The sequence below is a fragment of the Pseudovibrio sp. M1P-2-3 genome, from assembly GCF_031501865.1.
Lineage (GTDB): Bacteria > Pseudomonadota > Alphaproteobacteria > Rhizobiales > Stappiaceae > Pseudovibrio > Pseudovibrio corallicola.
Window position 1 is genome coordinate 1,215,217 of the sequence record NZ_JARRCW010000001.1, and the last position, 20,581, is coordinate 1,235,797.

Below are 20,581 nucleotides of genomic sequence, written 5' to 3' on the forward strand. Positions count from 1 at the left end.
CTGCTTGGTCTGAGTGGCTTATACCGTAAGCGTACTTTTTGATTTGTTATTTTCCTCATTTAGGTGATGGTACTTTGAGTGCTTGCTGATCGTATCCCATATTTCAAAAGTCACCTTTTCCCATGTTCTTAACTTTGATCTTGGTGGAACCCGATCTTTATAGGGGTGGGGGTTCAAGGTGTAGTTAACAAGGAGCTCCGCGAGTTCCTCGGGGATTTCAGGGTCAAAATAGGTAACGTAATTGTCTGCGACTTCCGGAATAGAGGTGGCATTTGAAGCCATTACTGGTGTTCCGTGCCACAATGCTTCTCCCACAGGGAGACCATACCCTTCATAAAGACTTGGGTATATAAGCAGCTCAGCGTTTTCGTAGAGCTTCTTTAGTTCGCTCTGGCTTGGAGCTTGAACAAAGGTTGTTGTGGCGAGAACTTCTTTGTCGATAATCTCTTCAGTCAATTTTTCCAGTGTGTTTTTGCAGAACTGCCCCGCACAAACGAGATGGGGAACCGGAATGTCCGGATAGTGCTTTTTGAGATAATCCAGAGCTTTGAATACCAGCTTTCCATTTTTTCTTCCCCAGACGTCGCCCACCATTAAAAAATAGGGCTTAGTCTGGCCACGGGATAGCAGAGAGGCTTTGCTCTCAATCGAAAACTCGTGGGCAAGATGGCATGTTGAAATATTTGTAGGATTGGGAAGTCTGTTTTGCTTAGCATAAGCTATAACGTCCCGAGCGGTGAACTGGGAATTACTAAGGAGTTTGATAGGGGATTTGAGGATGTTGTCCAGATAATCCTTCCAATCCAGATGGCAAGATTTATCCTGATCGCCCATACGCAAGGGGGACAAATCGTGGATCATTCCAAAGACTTCAATGTCCTTGGAGGGATTCGTGAAACAGTGAAGAAAACGGGAAAGTGTCTTAACGCTTCCCAAAGATAGAACGGGAGCAAGCGTCAAGTCCGCGTCTTCATGATGAATTAGGCCTTTGGCTGGGGGGGCTAGCGAGAGAATGACTAAGTCGCTCTGGTTTTTTAGTTGGCGGAAGGACCGACGAAAGAAGGACAGCCCCTCCTTTTGTAATGAACGTACCTTTTCCCGTTTACCAAGAATTTGTTGTTTTTCGATCAAGGTTGGACATTGAAAAAATAGTTTTGCGTCAACTTTGCTGTGCAGGCCGGTCTTATTGTCAAAACAGATGAAGGCTACTTTCAGGTTTGAGTTATATAGTGCCTTTCCAACCTCTAACAGGGATCTGGTTAACCCTGTTGCTTCTTTCATCTTTGGTGAAATATCTTTGATTTCGCTAAGGTCATAATAAAGGTCTGGTGCTGTTTTCACGTTTGGCTTGTAGCCTACCTCCCCTTTGGACAATCCCTTGGATCGATAAAAGGAATATAAGCGAGTAGGGCTTGTGGTGCTATCCTTGGAACTTGGCGGGGGATCTATGATCATATAATGTGATTTGTCTTTAAAGAGCTGGACCACAACCTATTATTTTTGTAGAGAACAGGGTCTACACTTAACTTTCTAACCGCTTACCTGCCTTGTCTGCAGGAGTGAGCTGGAGTATTGATATGATTCAACTGACTTTTCCTGATAATTCTGTTCGTGACTACGATAAGGGTATTACCGGAACGCAAGTTGTTGGCGGCATCTCCAAATCTTTACAGAAAAAAACACTGGCGATGGCTCTTGATGGAGAGCTGAGAGATCTTGCGGATCCAATCCTGGAGAGCAGCCGGATCGAGTTTATCAACCGCGATGATCCCCGGGCTCTAGAGCTTATTCGTCATGATGCTGCACACGTGATGGCTGAAGCCGTGCAGGAGTTATGGCCAGGCACACAAGTGACAATTGGTCCGGTTATTGAAAACGGGTTCTACTACGATTTCAAACGGGACACTCCTTTTACGCCGGATGATCTGCCTAAAATCGAAAAGAAGATGAAGCAGATTGTCGACCGCAACGCCAAATTTACCAAGGAAGTATGGAGCCGCAATGATGCTAAAGCCTACTTCGAGGAAAAGGGTGAAGCTTACAAGGTCGAACTGATCGATGCTATTCCTGAAGAGGAAGATGTAAAAATCTACCGTCAGGGTGAATGGCTTGATTTGTGTCGTGGTCCGCACATGGTTTCTACCAACCAGATCGGTCAGGCTTTTAAGCTAATGAAAGTGGCTGGTGCCTACTGGCGTGGTGACAGTGATAATGAGATGCTGACCCGTATTTACGGAACGGCATGGTCCAATGATAAGGATCTGAAAGCATATCTGCATATGCTGGAAGAGGCCGAGAAGCGGGACCACCGGAAGCTGGGCCGTGAAATGGACCTCTACCACTTCCAAGAGGAAGGACCGGGCGTAGTTTTCTGGCACCATAAGGGCTGGCAGCTGTTCCGTTCCCTCACAGATTATATGCGCCGTCGGCTGGAAGGGGACTATCAGGAAGTGAATGCTCCGCAAATTCTTGATAAGTCTTTGTGGGAGACCTCCGGTCACTGGGATTGGTATCACGAAAATATGTTCGTTACCGAAACCGAAGACCACCGTATCTTTGCTATTAAACCTATGAATTGCCCTGGGCATGTTCAGATCTTCAAACACGGGTTGAAATCTTATCGGGATCTGCCTTTGCGTATGGCAGAGTTTGGCGCGGTTTCTCGCTATGAGCCTTCGGGAGCTTTGCATGGCCTGATGCGTGTGCGTGCGTTCACGCAAGATGATGCTCATATTTTCTGTATAGAAGATCAAATGGCTGAAGAATGCCATAAGATTAATGACCTGATTCTGTCCGTTTACAAGCACTTCGGCTTTGAAGAAGTTGTCGTTAAACTGTCTACCCGCCCGGAAAAGCGTGTTGGTTCCGATGAAGTCTGGGATCATGCTGAAACAGTTATGACTGAAGTCTTGAAAGAGATAGAGGAACGGTCTGGCGGAAAGATCAAGACCGGCATCTTAGAAGGTGAAGGTGCTTTCTATGGGCCTAAGTTCGAATATACGTTGCGAGACGCTATCGGCCGCGAGTGGCAGTGTGGAACAACTCAGGTCGACTTCAATCTCCCAGAACGCTTTGGTGCGTTCTATGTGGACAGTGATGGCGACAAGAAGAAGCCAGTGATGATCCACCGGGCTATTTGTGGATCACTGGAACGTTTCCTTGGCATCTTGATCGAGAACTTTGCAGGTCATTTCCCGTTATGGCTCGCACCGCAGCAGTTTGTTGTGGCAAGCATAACATCCGAGGCGAATGATTATGCCGAAGAAGTTTACCGGGAGTTGACCAAAGCTGGTTTGCGCGGTGAGATGGATCTTCGTAATGAGAAGATCAATTATAAAGTGCGTGAACATTCTGTTGGCAAGGTGCCTGTGATTTTGGTTGTTGGTAAACGCGAGGCGGAAGAGCGTGCGGTGAATATTCGCCGCTTGGGCTCGCGTGATCAAACACCATTATCCTTAAGTGAAGCCGTTTCCACACTATGTGAGGAAGCGATTGCTCCCGACCTTAAAGAGGAACGCTAGCTTCCTGATATCAATATATGAAAGGGCCTTGAGCCCTTTCATATTTGCTAAGTATAAGCTGTGTTTGGACGAATTGGACTGCAGTATTCTTGCGAAAAGTGGATGCAAGTTTTCGGATAACGGGATACGCAGTCAAGGAAATAGAGCAGTTCCTATTAGAGCGAATTCTTGTCGTTTGATTGGGTTCAATCAAACGACAAGAATTCGCTCAAAATAAATAAGTTAGAGTGCACAGCGTGAATGCGAATGAACGCGATGTGCTTTAGAACGTGTCGCGTTAGATATCTAGGTTCTTTGTTTTAAGCTGTACAATGGGAGGTGAAAAGTTTGGTGAATGTTGCCAAAACTGGTGTCAGTTAACTGCTTCAATCTCTACTTCAATATTACGCTCACCAGACAGAACTGAAAATGTGTGTCTGTAAATCTGCCCGCCATTGTTAGCTAAAACATCATAGGTCCCAGCAGCAAGGGCAAGGTCTAGAAATGCCCCATTACCAGTGGCAACCGTATCGCCGCCTGGTGTTAGAATTGTCCAAGAGGTGTTCGCGAGAGATATACCATCGTTTCCGCTGACAAGCTTGAGAGTGACTTCACCGGCGCGGTGATAGAGTGTCGCCTCTGTAAGTTTACCGGCTTGTACATGAAGTTCCGCACGTACCACTGCATTAATCTCGCCAAAGCGGCTGACTACGTGATAGGTCCCCGCAGAAATGGGAACAAGTTGCCCTGGCTTCACATTTGATGCAATAATTTGACGATTACCTGTCGCATCGTAAGTCATATCATATATGTCAAAAAATACTTTGCCGCCAGGTATGCTGATTTCGTCAGAAAAAGCCGAATCGAGTCGAATTCCTCCTGCATTAAGGAGGATCGTCCCTGTTGTAACTCCAGACTTTAACGTGTAGCGCGTGGTGGCAGTAACTTTTCCGAATATGGTATGAACCAGATATGCCCCTGGATCGAGACGAAACTCTGCATCGCTATTTTTAATGGTTCCAGCCGGCTCGAGTTCTCCGTCTGGGAGCTCTTTAAAAATATGCCACCTGAGACCCTTGGTGAGGTTTGGGCTATCTTCCGCCAAGCGAGCAACAAGGTACAGCGTCGCCTTATCATTGGCTTCTTGTACAATGGTATTCTGGCTTGGGGTTGGCGCATAGCTTAGGGCGCTTGTGCCAAATGTTGGACTGAGCGAGAGTCCTTGATAACCGCTCAAAGGATCATAACTGATGGGAGGAGTGATCTTGTCAAGCGTGCTTTTACGGGCTGTCTCTTGGTCAAGAACGTCTGGCGCAAAAGGCGAAACAGGTTTGGCAGAAGGAAAGACAATTGCATCCTGTGCAAAGCTAGGGGACGAGAGGATTAGTGAAGTAATCACTAAACTCATATATCCCATATACCGCGCAGGATAAATCATAGCTTTTTTAAGCTTTCCCACCAATGCATACACCCGAATACGTTATGTTATGTGTTGCTAGTATGTGACAGTGTTTCAAAATGTACACTAACAACTCTTTGTGTGACGTTAACGCGACATTTCCAGATTTGAAAGTCTTTAATGTAGTTTTACAGCAACAATTTGGAAAATATACGCAATTATGGCGAGAGTTTGGCAGGGTTTCTCTTGATACTTATTAAATAATTTTTCATGGCTGAGCGCCCCATGGTCCACAAGGCAGATAAAAGAATCATGAATGCGCCTTTAACTCACTCCTCCGAAATTGTTAAATTTCTCTTACGCCGCCGCTCGCACCTAAGCATAATGATGGAGCCGCCTGGCCCGTCGGCGCAGCAGATTGAAACGTTACTCACAGTGGCATCAAGAGTTCCGGACCATAAGAAAAAGGTGCCATGGCGTTTCATTGTTTACTCTAAAGAGACTAGGCAACGGCTTGGCAAAGACCTACACACGTTGCTAATTGGTCTTGGAAGTCCCAAAGACGAACCTAAAAAACAAGTAGAAATTGAAAAGTTCCAAAACTCTCCGTTGGTTATAGGGGTGTTGTCCTGCCCGAAAACAGATTGCGATGTCCCCGTCTGGGAGCAGGAGTTGGTGAGCGGTGCTGTTTGTATGAATTTATTAGTTGCCGCTTCAGGTTTGGGCTTCGCGGCTCAATGGCTGACGGGCTGGTTTGTACATGAAGACGCTAGTGCTAAAGCGCTAGGGGCTAATGAAGGAGAGCGCTTCGCTGGCTTTATTCACATGGGGCAAGCCGCGTCGGTTCCGTCAGAACGTCCACGACCAAACATCAGCTCACTTGTTCAATACGTTTAAAAATAGAGTATCTTATGTTTTATGAAGCCGATAAGCCCCACGGGTTGCCGCATAATCCATTCAAAGCACTTGTTGCACCGCGACCTATTGGCTGGGTCTCCACGAAAAGCAAGGCCGGTGTTTTTAATTTGGCTCCATATAGTTTCTTCAGCGCAATTGGAGATAACCCTCCGATGGTTGCTATTTCTTCAAGTGGCTACAAAGATACGGTTGCAAACATAGATGCAACTGGTGAGTTCGTTTGTAATATGGCGACCTATGATCTGGCTCAAGCGATGAACCAATCCTCAAGGATGGTCGAGGAGAGTGTATCAGAATTTGATTTGGGGCGGGTTACACCTGTTCCCGGTCAAATGATTGAGGTGCCACGTGTGCGAGAAGCAAAAGCAGCTCTGGAATGCAAGTCACTTTCGGTTCAACGTCTCGTAGACCTTGAAGGGAGCGAGACTAATCAGTGGCTTATTTTGGGTCAGGTCGTTGGGATTCACATTGACGACAGTGTTTTAAAAAATGGCCTTGTTGATACGTCTAAGCTCGGGCTGCTTAGTCGGCTTGGTTATATGGATTATGCAGTCATAAAAGACGTATTTACTTTGGATCGGCCTGTATAGTGGTTTGCTTCAGCGCATGCTCTAACATTTTGCTAATGGTGAAAGTTGTTCGAGAGAGTTGAGAAACACACCGTCAAAGCCGCATTTGAGTGCTTCTGTATATCTGTGTTTGAGCTGGCTTTCTGATAGCCCGCCTTGGGGAAGGGAAGCCAGACACATAGTACCCCTAGATCTAGCAAGAAATAGAATTTGATTCTGGGCCAATGAAAATGGGGAAAGAAGGTCGCCGTGACTGTCAAAAGAACTGGAAGCATTCAGGGTCTTTGCGGCAGCATTTTCATCAAAACTTAAGACTGCTATCCGCTGGCTCGCATTAGTGAAGGATGCCAAGTTGAGGAGGGCAGTTGCTTTTTGTCCAAAACGAAGCGACAGGGCCAAAGCGTTAAGAGGGAATGAGCATTCTATTTCTAGCGCTGATAAGATGGCGTCTAACCGGGTTACGTCCTGTCCCCTTGTCAGGAACTCTGCATGGATACCTGCTATATGAACTTTCATAGGTGTTGGCAGAAACTCACGTAAATAGGCTTCCTCAGACCTCTCGATTTCCAAATATATATGAATAGATTTTGCAAGTTCTTCGAGGTATTCAGTCCGGATGTTTGCGCTGTTTTCAGGCGTTATTCCAGTAAGTATGATCGCTTTTAGTAGGGGGAATCTCTCCCGCTGGAACGATTGGATCTGATCAGGTGTTAGCTTGATGCTGTTCATGGCTTTGTCTTATTTCAGCGAAGTTCTAATAGTTCTATTTAACAAAGATGCCTCAGACATCATCTCGTAATTTGTACGAGATGAACCCTTCCTTAACACTTATTCTCATTAAATTATCATATTGTAATTACTACAGGTCACCTATGCATGATATTTCGGAACTTTTTATGTTGGGTTAAGAACGCGCCGGAGCAAAAACGTATTTTGGCCGTGGGGGCTTTGACACGTTCTTATTTGCATGCAGGATTGAATGATCAAACGCGCAGTGAGGCTGAAGCGGCACTGACTTTTATGCTTGATGACACTTCAATTCCTGTGCGCCGAGCTCTTGCTGAGTTTGTAGCCAAAGAGCAGGGGGCTCCAATACATGTGGTATCCAGCTTAATATGTGATGAAGACGAAGTGGCTCTGCCAGTTCTTGAAAAAAGCGTAGACGTTAGTGATTTGATTTTGATTGATACTGTGGCGGTGGCAACAATAGAAAGACAATGCGCTATCGCAAAAAGGGCGCCGCTTACCGCAGCTGTTTCAGGGGCTTTGTGCGAAGTTGGAAGTGTGGAGGCTTGCGGGGTGCTTTTGCAAAACGAACACGCGCATATTACAGCCTCCAGCTTTATTAGAGTTATCGAGCGTTTTGGGGAGGAGCCGATTATCCAGACGAGTCTCTTGGATAGAGGGGATGTGCCTAAGCTTGTTGAGCACGATTTACTGAGAGAGTACGCAGGGTCCTTGAAGGAGCACCCTATGGTCAAAATGGAAGGGTTTAGTGAGGATCCTGAGCATATGGTGGCAGATGCCAAGGACAGGGTCTCATTGGCGTTCGCTCGAAAACTTGAAGGTCAAGAATTAGGCCTCTTTGTTGAGCATCTCAGAAAACGCGGCTACTTGACAGGGCTTCTTCTTTTACGCGCCGCTGCCATAGGTCAGATGAGCTTTTTGGAAGTGGCATTGTCTGCACTCTCAAAAGTGCCACAAAATCGAATTTGCAAAATGCTTCCTAAGCCGGATCATACTGTATTTGCGGTAGTTTTGAGAAAGGCGACGGTCCCCGCTCGAATCCGCCCCCTTATAGTATCTCTACTGCACTTATGGGGGAAAAAGAGCGCGCCAAAGTTGTCTCACAAAGGTAAAGCATGCCTAGTTCTCGAAACCCTCTTGGACAGTGAGGAGGTTTCAGAACTCGCTGATCTGGGAGACCTGCATGGCCTCTTATCAAGTATATACATTGAAGTCTCGCGCCAGAAAGCCAAGGAGACAGCTCACGGGATGCTTGAGGCAGCATAACCTCAGTATTTGAACATTTCCCCTAGAACCCTCTCATCCAACCGCTGGTCTTGGTCAAAAAGGATATGGCCTTGAGATGTAGCATCTTCATAGGTTGCAATTTCAGAGATATTGCGAAACTCGACATGGTCGGCGCTCACACTTACAGGCCTTTTATCCGCTTCCAGCACTTTGATGTGGACCGTCGACTGGTTTGGTAATAATGCGCCTCGCCATCTCCGCGGTCGGAAAGCACTGATGGGAGTTAATGCGAGCAATCTGGATTGTAGCGGCAAAATTGGACCGTGGGCTGACAAATTATATGCAGTGCTCCCTGCAGGCGTCGCGATGAGAAGGCCATCACAGATCAGTTCATCCATCCGAACGCGGCCATCAACAGAGACTTCAAGTTTCGCTGCTTGATGGGTCTGCCTTAACATAGAGGTTTCGTTAATTGCCCGTGCTTTGAATGAACGCCCTTTAACGTCTGTTGCCTCCAGATTGAGCGGGTGGATCGTTGTTTCATCTGCCTTTTGCAAGCGCTCCAGAAGGCCGTCAGGGTTATATTCATTCATGAGAAAGCCAACAGAACCACGGTTCATGCCATAAATTGGCTGGCCGGAGTTCATGAAGCGGTGCAAACACTGAAGCATCATGCCATCACCGCCTAAAGCGACTAAAACATCCGCTTTATCGGGGTGGGTGGAACCGTAACGCTGAACGAGCTCTTCGGCGGCCGTATCTGCCTCTTCCGTACCGCTTGACAAAAAGCTTAAAGATTGAATTTCCCGTTGTATCACCGCGTTTCCTCCCCTTTTTAGGGAAGTATCAGGTTAGTGGGAATTTTCAAGTGCGTTGTTGGAGTACCTTTCGGCTTAGAGAACTTTGAGCGGCGCACTTTTACAGCCAGAAGAAGAGGGGGCATACAAAGGCCCTCCATGTTCTGCTCATGTAAAATGAATTGGGACGCGAAGGATACAAAATAGGAAATATTTGGAAGGCAAGGAACGGGAGTCTGGCTTCCCCACCTTGGGGTCTCTAATATAATGATATTACAAGAGTGCAGTATACTTTATATGTATTTAGAATGTAATTTCTCTTTGCTAAGACATGAGCGAAAGTGTGAGTGCGGCGGTCTTACACTCTCGTTCATGTCCTAACTTCATTATACTCTTCTCAAAATGGTTGCCCTCCGGCACATTATAGAGGATCAGCTATTTTGCCGCCCCTAAGCGGGTGGGGTGCGCCCGTTGTATTTGGAAAGCTGATAGGCAAACCGGCTTTTGACCGGACTGCGAGAAATGCAAAGCATTCAGCTTCGGTGAAATCTCCATTCCACCCGATGTCTTCCGCTGTTTTAACTTCTACTTGGCACCGCTTTGCTATTTCCCGCAGGAGGGAGTGATTTTTTCTGCCTCCACCACAGATATAAAGATACCGTGGACGGCTGGGCAATAAGTCTAGGCCTTTGGCAACACATGAAGCCGAAAAAGCTGTCAAAAAAGCGGCTCCATTTTCGAAACACTGGTTACTTGCCATCACGTGGGTAAAACTGTTTCTGTCTAGAGACTTGGGGGGAGCTTGATAGAAGAAAGGGGCCTCCAGAAGAGATGCCAGCCTTTCTTCATCAACTATGCCTTGATCTGCGAACACTCCATCCCGATCCATATTCCCTTTACTATGATTTTTAACCCAATCGTTTATTGGTGCGTTTGCGGGGCCGCAGTCAAAGGCTATTAATTGGTCTCCGCCGTCCCACCAAGTTATATTTCCTACTCCGCCAAGGTTCAAAACAGCACAGTCGGCAGGGGAATGGGGCAGGGGGGAAGAAAGAAGGAGAGCTTGATGGTAGATGGCAGCCAAGGGAGCGCCGTGCCCTCCTGCAGCTACATCTAAACTCCGAAAATCATAGCATACTGGTATTCCAAGTGTCGCCGCCATTAGCTGGCCATCACCCAACTGCCGAGTTGCTCCCAGTTTAGTAGCAGTTGGGGGGCGGTGCAGAACGGTTTGGCCATGGAAGCCGATAATGGAGATCTGGTTTCGTGTTAACCCGTGCTCTGTGATAAAATTTTGAATACTCGCAGTCTGTTCGAGCGTTAATAAGCGTTCCGCCTTTTTGAATATTTCGGGCTCGGGGCCATTGAAATTCCAATTTCCAGCTTCAATGGAGGCTTCTTGCAGTATGGATAGGGTGCTGTTTGTGTAGGGGGTAAAGGCGGATGGACCAAACTCCTCGATAACCGAGCCATTGGTTTTAATTGCGGCTATGTCGATATTCCCGTCTAAAACGGTACCTGTCATCAGGCCAATTGCCCATATACTCTGCATTAATTCCCCACTGACTACTGCTGCCACGTTCCGGCAAAGCCTAAGTGAAGCCCCGAAACAGTTCTATCATGAATTTACGCTTTCCCCAGAAGGCCTTCCTGCGTTTGTCTCGGTCAAAATGAATACTCAGGCAGTTCTATATGTGTTGTTACGTAACTTTGTAGAATTCGTTGTACGGATTTGAGAAAATACTGTGTGTGCTGGTTTATTCTGTCAGTTAGCCCTCTGGATATTGCTTCTGGAATGCTTAAGAGAATAATAAGAAATTTAATACTCAAAATGAGTATGAATGTGTCTTCATTTGGCATATTTGCCTAATGAAATATCAAAAATAATAAATGTGAGAATAGATAATGGCTAGGGATCATTGGGGAAGCCGCTTTGGTTTTATTATGGCCGCAGCGGGTTCGGCTGTTGGTTTGGGCAATATATGGAAGTTTCCTTATCTCGCGGGGTCTGAGGGTGGTGGAGCCTTTCTGATTATTTATCTGGGCTTCATGGCCACTATTGGTTTTTGTGTTATGGCGGCCGAAATAGCTATTGGGCGGCGCTCCCAGCTCAACCCTATTGGTGCATTTAGAACCATTGGTGGTAAAGGGTGGTCTGTATTTGGCTATCTGGCGACAGCGGCAGCAGTGCTTATTCTATCCTATTATTCCGTAGTTGGTGGCTGGACTATTGCATATTTTGTGAAGACATTAACAGGTGCACTGTCCGTATCTGACACGGGGGACTACGGAGAACATTTTTCCCTACTGATCAGTTCACCCTTCGAACCAATCTTCTACCATGCCATATTTATGGGATTAACCATCTTCGTGGTTCTAAAGGGTGTATCTGGCGGTATTGAAAAAGCCTCGAAGCTTCTAATGCCGATTTTGTTTGTGCTGCTGGTGTTTATGGTGATCCGTTCTCTCACATTGCCTGGTGCAATGGCAGGGGTTGAGTTCTTCTTGAAGCCAGACTGGTCAGTTGTCGATGCTGACGTGGTCGCCTCTGCACTTGGACAAGCATTCTTCAGTCTTTCTCTGGGTATGGGCGCATTGATCACCTATGGTTCTTATCTGGGCAAGAAAGATTATATTCCAGGGTCCGCAGGTTGGGTTGTTTCCTTGGATACACTGGTTGCAGTTCTTGCTGGATTTTTGGTTCTTCCAGCAGTCTTCGCATTTGGAATGGACCCAAAAGCCGGTCCAGGATTAACATTTGTTGTTCTTCCGGCAGTATTTGATCATATTTGGGCTGGCGAGCTGTTTCAGGCCGTCTTTTTCCTCATGCTGACTATCGCGGCGTTGACATCAGCTATTTCTTTGTTGGCAAACCCTGTTTCTTATCTCAGTGACCAGTTCAATATTCAGCAAAAAACGGCTGCAATTGTTGTTGGTATTGTGATTTTCTTCCTTGGGGTACCTGCCTCGCTCGCTCTTGGTGACTGGAGCCATATTACTGTTGCAGGGATGGATATCTTCAGCACTATGGAGTTTATCGTTGACAAACTTGCGCTGCCGATTGGCGGAATTGCCACGAGCATCCTTGTGGGCTGGTTTGCTTACCCGAAAATGGTCGATGAGCTCACCAATGGTGGTACGGAAAAATTCGCATACCTTCCAATTTGGAAATGGGTTTGCCGAGTGTTCGCACCGCTTGGCATTCTATGGATTTTAATTCACGGCTTGCTTACCTGATAATATCCAGAGTAAGGGGCGGCAAACTTTAGTCCCTTGAATGAATGGGGCAGTGGAGTTCTTCTAGCTTTCTGAAGCATTTGAAGACCATCACTGTCCCTTTTTTAATTGTAGTGTTCGCGACAATGGCCGCCGTAAGAAGGTCATGGAATACCGTCCCTAAACACAAATACTCCTGTGAATGCAGCTGCATTCAATCCGGTGCGGTGAAAATTATTGAATACGGTTATTCTCCAACCGGCTCTAAGCTTATATAAAATAATATATTATTCACGTATTCGACAAAATCTGCCCTTCAAAAAACACTGTGCTGTGAATTTTCTGAAAAAAAATGATTTGCTGTATTTACAAACCCCCACCTCATGCTTAAAAGCACCTCCAGCGAAGGCCGGTATAGCTCAGATGGTAGAGCACCTGACTTGTAATCAGGGGGTCGCGGGTTCGATCCCTGCTGCCGGCACCATTCGCTTTAAAACTTATGTGACGACGCCGGTATAGCTCAGATGGTAGAGCACCTGACTTGTAATCAGGGGGTCGCGGGTTCGATCCCTGCTGCCGGCACCACTGTTTATCTCCCAAATTTATCATAAAATACAAGCATTGGTTTTCCAACGCTTTTTTAATCTGCTGAGTGCCTGTCCGGTTCTGTTGTTGTCGGAGCTGCATAAGTATTTTTCTAAATAATTCAATTGTTTACCCCTCCCTAAAGGTTGTTCGGTCCTGCGTGCGTATTCGGTAAGAGTTGCCGTAGGGTACAAACAGAACTTGCAGCACCATGTAAAATTTCGATATGTGAATATCCCTAAGTACCTTCTTGCAGTTGTGGCGGTGCGCTTTGGGTTTTCAGCTCTCCGTACCTCCCCATACAAAGAACTGGAATATTCGGGTGAATATCTCTACTTTAACTTTCTTCTCATCAATGTTCGGATCTCGGCTTGGGGATCAACTCCTTTTGTTTGTTGTGCCGCTGGTGGTTTTCCAAACAACAGGAAGTGTTTCCCTTTCGGGCCTTGCATTTGCTGCAGAAACCTTACCACGAGTTCTTTTTTTCCCCGTTTGCGGTGTTCTTGCTGACCGATTTTCTCCAGAAAAACTCATCAGGATAAGTCAAGCAGGTAGAGCTGTCGTCTGTGCCCTTGGGCTAGCAGGGCAATATTATTACGATAGTCTTTACTGGATTATCTCTATCGCGGCACTGTGCGGACTTTTGACGACGCAGGGCTTTATGGCGAGAGAGGTCATGCTGCCGCAAATCTTCAAGAAACTCGCCTTTACAAAGGTGCAGTCCTATGCCCAGACTGTTGATCAGGCATGTATTGTTCTTGGGCCCTTTATTGCAGCGGCACTGTTTAACTGGTTTGGCTGGCAAATTGTGGTTGTAGTCAGTGGGGCTCTTTTTGTTTCCGCTGATATTATGATTCACTTATGGCGGCGCTTAAACGATATTGTTCTGACACGTGCAGGCACTTCGGATGTTCACTGGAGTGAACCATACCGAAAGGCATTTGGACACCTGTTGTACTTACCGGGCTTGAAGAAGGTCATTGCGCTCACTGCTCTGGTGAACCTGATCTTCGGTGTTACACTTGCAACATCAGCCAGTATGGTCACCGGTCTCTATGAACAGTCAGAGGACTTCTATGCTCTCTTGCAATCGGTCGGAGCTATCTGCACTTTTGTTGTTCTGCTTCTGACGGGTCTAAGTCGCTTCAAGCTCTCAACAATCGGTATTTTGGCCTTTGGGGGGGTGGCTCTGGGAGGTGTCATTACCGGCATTACCAGTAATTACTGGATTTACCTTACAGGCTATTGCTTTGTGCTTGGCTTTGACAGCATGTTCAATGTTTATATCCGGAGTGTACGCCAGAAGATCATTCCCCCTGAAGATTACGGAAAAACAACTGGTGTTGCCATATTATTCAACAATATCACAATGCCCATTTCAGGACTTCTTGTAGGGTTGGTGGCAGCTGTTGAGTATACAGGCTTCCTCATTCTAGGTTTGACTGCTTTCACATTGGTTTCAGGAGTAGTCATTAGCTTGATGCCCAGCAGTTCGGACAGGAAAGAAGCGTTGCAGAAACTGTAAGTCACTCGCTGTAGATTAAAAAAGGCCGCTCTGATCTCAGGGCGGCCTTTTTTTTAAGGTGGCAGCTAACTTAAACCAAACTCTTATAAAGTACCCACAAAATGGCAAGTGGGCTAATGATACGTATCATCCACTTCCAAGCCTCTAAGAATTTATAGGGGTTTTCACCATCGTTTGTGAGCTGTTTAGCCATAGTGTTATATGCAACCCACCCTGCGAAGAGGGCAGTAAAAATCCCACCGATTGGAAGCATATAGGTATCGACGGCATAGACCATTAAGTCGAAGAAGGACTTGTCGAAGAGTGCTACATTGCCCCATATGCCAAGAGACAAAGAGCAAACGCAGCCAACGAGGAAGATAAGCAAGCCAATGATTGTTGCAGACCACTTTCGGGTTACGCCAAATGTCTCAGAGAAGTAGGCAACTGGTATTGAGAGTATCGAAATGGATGAGGTTAGTGCAGCTATCAACAGCATGGCAAAAAAGATAATCTGGAAGATATACCCGCCCCACATATTGCTGAAAACTGCGGGCAGGGTGATAAATATCAGGCCGGGGCCCGCGCCGGGGTTAAAGCCAAACGCAAAAACAGCAGGTAAGACCAGAAGGCCTGCCAAAAACGCCACAACACAATCAAGAAAGACAACCCAATAAGCTGCGCTTCGAATATCGGTTTTATTATCCAGATAGGAGCCATAGGTGATCATCGCTCCCATGCCGAGGGAAAGACTAAAGAACGCCTGACCAAAAGCGGCAATTACCATGCCTTGATTGATCTGTTCCCATTTCGGCATCAAGAAGAACGTAATGCCTTCGCGGGCACCTGGAAGTGTGATGCTACGAAACACAAGAAGGATCAGGATTACAAAGAGAAGCGGCATTAGAATTTTAACCGACTTTTCGATGCCTTGTGTGACACCAGCTAGAACAATGCCAACGGTTAGCACCATGAAGATGCCGTGGTAGAGAAGAGGTTCAATGGGAGAGCCGACCAGATTATTAAACTGCTCTTCCAGTAAAGGGCCGGATAAGGAGCTTGTGCTTCCCATAATGCTTTTGAGGATATAAGCAATCGTCCATCCGCCTACAACTGAGTAGAAAGACAGGATCATTAGGGCGGTTATCACACCCAGAATGCCGACGGGCATCCATTTCTTACCACCCATTTTGCGGAAGGCGCCCACAGGGTTCAGTTTGGAAGCGCGTCCAATCGCCAACTCTGTCATCATTAATGCAACGCCAAACGTTGCCATGATGACTATATAGAGTACTAAGAAAGCCCCTCCGCCTTCTGTTCCTGCAAGGTACGGGAATTTCCAGATATTCCCCAATCCAATGGCCGAACCTGCAGCAGCCATTATAAAGCCGAACCGGCTTCCCCACTGTTCTCTTTGCATATTTCTTTCTGCCAAGTGCACTTAGTTAAAATGACACACAGTTGTGTATGTTTAGCAAACTCATCGTGCTGTTAAGGCTCAAGTGCGCACTCAAAGGCACGGTTAGAATACATCAGGGCGATGCATTAGTTTTAGAAAGAGCCGGATGAATAGTGGGAAAGTACGTAGGTGCAATTAGATAGTGTGGCGCAATAGGTCACCACTTTTTTGTTTCTAGAAGATGGAAGGCATATTATGCCGATATTGTAGAGCATTACTATCAGTAATGCCTTAAATTAATTATCTGGAGAGCACATGTTCTGTTGTCTATGTTTACTTTTCTTCAAAAAATATTGAGAGTTAATCACAGGTTTTTCGAGCAAACATGATAGCGCCGATGTGTGTTTGCAGCTTCCGCATTTGCTCGATTATACTTTATCGCCAATACTAAAAGAGGTCATTAAAGGTCTGTATCATGCTTAACGGCACTGCGATACATTTTGCGACGCTCGGGACTAACATTTGTAAGCTCACGCGATACTTGCTTTTGCATATGTCTGATCCAGCGAGTTCTGAGTGTCGGTTTCATCGGCCTCTCCGTTTTTTTATGTCGCTCTATAGGGTTAATTTAAGAAGAAATCAGAAGGCCGGCAATTTAACTATTGGTCATCAACTACACAAAGTATTGAATAGCTTTGATCACACTGAGAGCGGGGAGTGGGCCTCATGCCTATGAACTGCCTGTTCTGCCAATTTGGGTTTGCTTTATAATGACTGGCATGTGCGCATAGGAAATCTCTTGGGACGAGGTGGTCCTCTCTCGATTTTTCTGGGAGGCGCTGGTGGGGTCTTGTGTGACCATTTAGTTTATGAGTGAACGGGGTGCCTTTTATATCTTCGTTGTGAGGCGTTTGGGGGATATTGAGGCGCGTGGCCCTGTTCACTCATGGAGTTGTTTATCTAAAGCCCCATTTTGCTGCGGCAAATATAAAGAGAAAGTATAGCTGCATTGGACACATTAAGTGATTTGATTGGGCCGGGCATATCAAGTCGCGCCAGTGCATCACATTTTTGTCTAATGCCATGCCGTACTCCTTTGCCCTCTGATCCAAGAATAAGAAGCGTCTTGTCACTGAACTCTGTTTCTTCAAGCGAGGCCGGTCCTTCACTATCCAGTGCTATGGCTTGGTACCCCTCCTTTTGCATTTCATCCACAAAGCGCGCCAAGTTTGTAACGCGAACATGATTGATCATATCCAGTGCGCCGCTGGCTGTTTTTGCAAGAACGGGACCCTCTTCTGGGGCGTGCCTGCGCGTCGTTACGACCGCATCTGCGGAGAGCGCGACAGCAGAGCGTAAAATGGCACCCACATTATGAGGGTCTGTAACTTGATCAAGCGCCAAAACCAGACGGCCTGAACCCAACTCTTCTGCGCCCAGATCCGGCAGAGGGTCCACAAGTAAGACAGCTCCCTGATGAACTGCATCTTTTGGTACCAGCTTATCAATTTGTCTGGGAGGCAGAGTCTCAACGGGTACATCAATCTTGATGTTGCGCTCTTGAAGTCTTTGCAGTGCATTTGGGCTTGCAAAGAGCTTGTGCCTCTTTCGTTGTGGGTTGTTGAAGGCAGCTTCAATTGTATGAAGGCCATAAATATGAAATGGTCCCTCTTCCTTGTCCTTACTTATGTAGCGCTTTGTATTAGTCGCATGGCGGGCGTTGTTACCGCTCCGGCGTGGTTCTTTTTGTCCTTTTGGACCTTGTGTCTTTTTTTGATAGCTCATGATGCAGGCAATATCATATGTGTTCACGTTCGCAAGGAAGTTGATCGTACTCTATCTATTAATCCGCGGATCATGAGATAATGGTTACTGATAATCCGTATAGTGCGGGGCAGGGGGGAATATTTTGGCGCTGACGTTGGATAACCCCTACAAAATTCATGGTTTTTCACAGGTAGGAGCGAGAAAAACATAATGATTGTTGATTTTGCACATTGTTTTTAAAAAAGTGCGTTGACAGTTGCGTCTAGGAGCGGCATAAACCGCGCCACAGGAACGAGGCAACGACCTTCGGGTTGGCGCTTAATTTCTGAAATGCAGTAAATCACAGAGTGATTTATGAAGAGTTGGTGCACGGAGGAGTGCCCGAGTGGCTAAAGGGGGCGGACTGTAAATCCGCTGGCTATGCCTACGTTGGTTCGAATCCAACCTCCTCCACCACTAACATTATGGTGTGCGGGTGTAGCTCAATGGTAGAGCAGCAGCCTTCCAAGCTGAATACGAGGGTTCGATTCCCTTCACCCGCTCCATTAACTTCTTTTGTGTTTCAGATCTTTCCTAAACAGATTACGGATTGAAAAATCTCTTTGGTAGAGGCTTCTTTCTCGTAACCTTATTAGTAAATGCTTATTTATATAGAGAGCTACGCCCATGGCGAAGGAAAAATTTGAGCGTACTAAGCCGCACGTCAATATTGGTACTATTGGTCACGTTGATCATGGTAAGACAACTTTGACTGCAGCAATCACTAAATCTTTCGGTGATTTTAAGGCTTACGACGAAATCGATGGCGCTCCTGAAGAGCGTGCTCGCGGTATCACCATTTCAACAGCACACGTTGAATATGAAACCGAAGCTCGTCACTACGCACACGTTGACTGTCCAGGCCACGCCGATTATGTGAAAAACATGATCACTGGTGCGGCTCAGATGGATGGCGCGATCCTCGTTGTTAACGCTGCAGATGGCCCAATGCCTCAGACACGTGAGCACATTCTACTCGCACGTCAGGTTGGTGTTCCTGCTCTGGTTGTCTTCATGAACAAAGTTGACCAGGTTGATGATGAAGAGCTTCTTGAACTCGTAGAAATGGAAGTTCGTGAACTTCTGTCTTCCTACGAATTCCCAGGCGATGATATTCCTATCATTGCAGGTTCAGCTCTTGCTGCTCTTGAAGACCGCGATGACGCGATCGGCAAAGACAAGATCGTTGAGCTGATGGCTGCTGTTGATGATTACATTCCTACTCCGGAACGTCCTCGCGACCTGCCATTCCTGATGCCAATCGAAGATGTGTTCTCTATCTCTGGCCGTGGTACTGTTGTAACCGGTCGTGTAGAGCGCGGTATCATCAACGTTGGTGAAGAAGTCGAAATCGTTGGTATCAAAGATACGACTAAGACCACTGTTACTGGTGTTGAAATGTTCCGCAAGCTGCTTGATCGCGGTGAAGCAGGCGACAACATCGGCGCACTTATTCGCGGCGTAGCTCGTGAAGAAGTTGAGCGTGGTCAGGTTCTTTGTAAGCCGGGTTCCGTTACTCCGCACACAAAGTTCAAGGCAGAGGCATACATCCTCACCAAGGAAGAGGGTGGTCGTCATACACCATTCTTCACCAACTACCGTCCACAGTTCTACTTCCGTACAACTGATGTGACTGGTGTTGTTTCTCTGCCAGAAGGCACGGAAATGGTAATGCCTGGCGATAACATCTCAGTTTCAGTTGAACTGATCGTGCCTATCGCTATGGAAGACGGTCTGCGCTTCGCTATTCGCGAAGGTGGTCGTACCGTTGGTGCCGGCGTTGTAGCTGAAATCATCGAGTAGTGATATAATAAAGTTTGCAGGGTGTGTTGAATTTAATTGGCGCACTCTGGATGTCAGCATCGGTACTTGTCTTTGTAGGCGCTGAAAGTTCGGTGTAAATATAGGGGTATAGCTCAGTTGGTAGAGCGACGGTCTCCAAAACCGTAGGTCGCGGGTTCGAACCCTGCTGCCCCTGCCATTTTAGGCTTGATTTGATGGCTGATGTATCATAGATAGAGTTTTTCGAGCGAGGGTGCGTGAAATGTTTCACGCGCCTTAGTGTCGTGAGATGGGCCGGAGTCGGATGGCAAAAACCAATCCATTTACATTTATTCAACAGGTTCGCACGGAAACGTCTAAAGTTACGTGGCCAACCCGTCGTGAGACAATCGTAACTACGGTTATGGTGTTTATTATGGTGGCTCTTGCGGCTTTGTTTTTCCTTGCTGCTGATCAGTTGATGAGTATGGCGATTACCTGGGTGTTGGGCTTTTAGTCGCTAGCATTTGGCTGGAGTAGGAGCGGAAATTTAGTATGGCAAAACGTTGGTATATCGTTCACGCCTATTCAAACTTTGAGAAAAAAGTCTGCGAAGCCATTAAAGAAAAGGCTAGGCAGCAGGGGCTTGAGGATCTTTTTGAAGAGGTTCTGGTTCCAACTGAGAAGTTTGTTGAAGTTCGTCGTGGTCGCAAGGTGGATGCCGAGCGGAAATTCTTTCCAGGATATGTTCTTGTTAAGATGGAGATGACGAATGATGCCTATCATTTGATTAACGATACGCCTAAGGTCTCTGGATTCTTGGGAAATGATAAAAAGCCCATGCCTATTTCCGAGGCGGAAGCGCAGCGTATTCTTAATCAGGTGCAGGAAGGCGTTGAAGCTCCGAAGCCTTCAGTGAGTTTTGAGGTTGGTGAACAAGTTCGCGTTTCTGACGGTCCGTTTGCTTCTTTCTCAGGTCTTGTTGAAGAGGTCGATGAGGAAAGAGCGCGCCTGAAGGTTACAGTTTCTATTTTTGGCCGGGAAACACCGGTCGAGCTCGAATATGGGCAAGTCGACAAAGTTGGCTGATCCATTTAAAGGGGCGGCAGGTGATGTGCACTTCGCCGGTGTGTAAAACCAGACCGCCCGCCCT

17 protein-coding genes and 5 tRNA genes are annotated in these 20,581 nt (G+C 46.7%); 14 read left to right on the forward strand and 8 right to left on the reverse strand.

All coding sequences use genetic code 11. The annotated features are described in order from the left end of the window. Positions 1 to 18 precede the first annotated feature (18 nt). The gene (locus P6574_RS05445; protein ID WP_310619367.1) at positions 19 to 1,341 is read right to left on the reverse strand and encodes a glycosyltransferase family 4 protein; all 1,323 of its coding nucleotides are present in this window, start codon (positions 1,339 to 1,341) and stop codon (positions 19 to 21) included. 236 nt (positions 1,342 to 1,577) lie between these two features. Between P6574_RS05445 and thrS the strand changes: the two genes are divergently transcribed. After that, positions 1,578 to 3,521 (forward strand): threonine--tRNA ligase, encoded by a 1,944-nt coding sequence (gene thrS, locus P6574_RS05450; protein ID WP_310619368.1) that lies wholly within the window; start codon positions 1,578 to 1,580, stop codon positions 3,519 to 3,521. A gap of 352 nt (positions 3,522 to 3,873) precedes the next feature. Here the strand turns inward: thrS and P6574_RS05455 are convergent, their stop codons facing one another. After that, positions 3,874 to 4,908 (reverse strand): hypothetical protein, encoded by a 1,035-nt coding sequence (locus P6574_RS05455; protein ID WP_310619369.1) that lies wholly within the window; start codon positions 4,906 to 4,908, stop codon positions 3,874 to 3,876. 261 nt (positions 4,909 to 5,169) lie between these two features. Here P6574_RS05455 and P6574_RS05460 point away from each other — a divergent pair, with 261 nt between their 5' ends. Then, positions 5,170 to 5,796: a nitroreductase family protein gene (locus P6574_RS05460; protein WP_310619370.1), complete on the forward strand. Its 627-nt coding sequence runs from the start codon at positions 5,170 to 5,172 to the stop codon at positions 5,794 to 5,796. A 14-nt stretch (positions 5,797 to 5,810) separates the two neighbouring features. Then, entirely contained in the window at positions 5,811 to 6,407 is a 597-nt protein-coding gene (locus tag P6574_RS05465; RefSeq protein WP_310619371.1) for a flavin reductase family protein, read from the forward strand. Between the two features lie 21 nt (positions 6,408 to 6,428). Here P6574_RS05465 and P6574_RS05470 read toward each other — a convergent pair whose 3' ends face one another. Next, a complete protein-coding gene (locus P6574_RS05470) occupies positions 6,429 to 7,115 on the reverse strand; it encodes a hypothetical protein (protein ID WP_310619372.1) in 687 nt (228 codons plus the stop codon). 147 nt (positions 7,116 to 7,262) lie between these two features. Between P6574_RS05470 and P6574_RS05475 the strand changes: the two genes are divergently transcribed. Then, positions 7,263 to 8,399, forward strand: coding sequence for a DUF2336 domain-containing protein (locus P6574_RS05475; protein ID WP_310619373.1), 1,137 nt, complete (start codon positions 7,263 to 7,265; stop codon positions 8,397 to 8,399). A 2-nt stretch (positions 8,400 to 8,401) separates the two neighbouring features. Here the strand turns inward: P6574_RS05475 and P6574_RS05480 are convergent, their stop codons facing one another. Together P6574_RS05480 and P6574_RS05485 are read right to left on the reverse strand one after the other, a co-directional pair. Beyond that, the gene (locus tag P6574_RS05480) at positions 8,402 to 9,178 is read right to left on the reverse strand and encodes an NAD kinase (protein WP_310619374.1); all 777 of its coding nucleotides are present in this window, start codon (positions 9,176 to 9,178) and stop codon (positions 8,402 to 8,404) included. A gap of 400 nt (positions 9,179 to 9,578) precedes the next feature. Next, positions 9,579 to 10,709 (reverse strand): anhydro-N-acetylmuramic acid kinase, encoded by a 1,131-nt coding sequence (locus P6574_RS05485; protein WP_310619375.1) that lies wholly within the window; start codon positions 10,707 to 10,709, stop codon positions 9,579 to 9,581. A 353-nt stretch (positions 10,710 to 11,062) separates the two neighbouring features. Here P6574_RS05485 and P6574_RS05490 point away from each other — a divergent pair, with 353 nt between their 5' ends. From P6574_RS05490 to P6574_RS05505, 4 genes are all read left to right on the forward strand, one after another. Next, a complete protein-coding gene (locus tag P6574_RS05490) occupies positions 11,063 to 12,394 on the forward strand; it encodes a sodium-dependent transporter (RefSeq protein WP_310619376.1) in 1,332 nt (443 codons plus the stop codon). A 387-nt stretch (positions 12,395 to 12,781) separates the two neighbouring features. Beyond that, positions 12,782 to 12,857, forward strand: a tRNA-Thr gene (locus tag P6574_RS05495). A gap of 25 nt (positions 12,858 to 12,882) precedes the next feature. Next, a tRNA-Thr gene (locus tag P6574_RS05500) sits at positions 12,883 to 12,958 on the forward strand. A gap of 322 nt (positions 12,959 to 13,280) precedes the next feature. After that, positions 13,281 to 14,483, forward strand: a complete 1,203-nt coding sequence (locus tag P6574_RS05505; protein WP_310619377.1) for an MFS transporter — start codon at positions 13,281 to 13,283, stop codon at positions 14,481 to 14,483. A gap of 70 nt (positions 14,484 to 14,553) precedes the next feature. On the opposite strand, the gene P6574_RS05510 is transcribed toward P6574_RS05505, so the two are convergent. The 3 genes from P6574_RS05510 to P6574_RS05520 all read right to left on the reverse strand — a co-directional run bounded on the left by P6574_RS05510 (position 14,554) and on the right by P6574_RS05520 (position 17,646). After that, on the reverse strand, positions 14,554 to 15,882 hold the full coding sequence (locus tag P6574_RS05510; protein WP_310619378.1) for a sodium-dependent transporter: 1,329 nt from the start codon (positions 15,880 to 15,882) through the stop codon (positions 14,554 to 14,556). A 439-nt stretch (positions 15,883 to 16,321) separates the two neighbouring features. Continuing rightward, entirely contained in the window at positions 16,322 to 16,450 is a 129-nt protein-coding gene (locus tag P6574_RS05515) for a hypothetical protein (protein ID WP_310619379.1), read from the reverse strand. A 371-nt stretch (positions 16,451 to 16,821) separates the two neighbouring features. Then, positions 16,822 to 17,646 (reverse strand): TrmH family RNA methyltransferase, encoded by an 825-nt coding sequence (locus P6574_RS05520; protein WP_310619380.1) that lies wholly within the window; start codon positions 17,644 to 17,646, stop codon positions 16,822 to 16,824. Between the two features lie 353 nt (positions 17,647 to 17,999). Between P6574_RS05520 and P6574_RS05525 the strand changes: the two genes are divergently transcribed. The 6 genes from P6574_RS05525 (at position 18,000) to nusG (ending at position 20,517) form a co-directional block, all read left to right on the forward strand. Then, a tRNA-Tyr gene (locus P6574_RS05525) sits at positions 18,000 to 18,084 on the forward strand. Positions 18,085 to 18,099: 15 nt separating this feature from the next. Further along, positions 18,100 to 18,173: transfer RNA gene (locus P6574_RS05530), tRNA-Gly, on the forward strand. A 121-nt stretch (positions 18,174 to 18,294) separates the two neighbouring features. After that, entirely contained in the window at positions 18,295 to 19,470 is a 1,176-nt protein-coding gene (tuf, locus tag P6574_RS05535; protein WP_310619381.1) for an elongation factor Tu, read from the forward strand. 102 nt (positions 19,471 to 19,572) lie between these two features. Next, positions 19,573 to 19,648, forward strand: a tRNA-Trp gene (locus P6574_RS05540). A 105-nt stretch (positions 19,649 to 19,753) separates the two neighbouring features. Further along, on the forward strand, positions 19,754 to 19,945 hold the full coding sequence (secE, locus tag P6574_RS05545; RefSeq protein WP_310622106.1) for a preprotein translocase subunit SecE: 192 nt from the start codon (positions 19,754 to 19,756) through the stop codon (positions 19,943 to 19,945). 38 nt (positions 19,946 to 19,983) lie between these two features. Then, complete coding sequence (gene nusG, locus P6574_RS05550; protein ID WP_310619382.1) at positions 19,984 to 20,517, forward strand: transcription termination/antitermination protein NusG; 534 nt, start codon at positions 19,984 to 19,986, stop codon at positions 20,515 to 20,517. Positions 20,518 to 20,581: the final 64 nt, after the last annotated feature.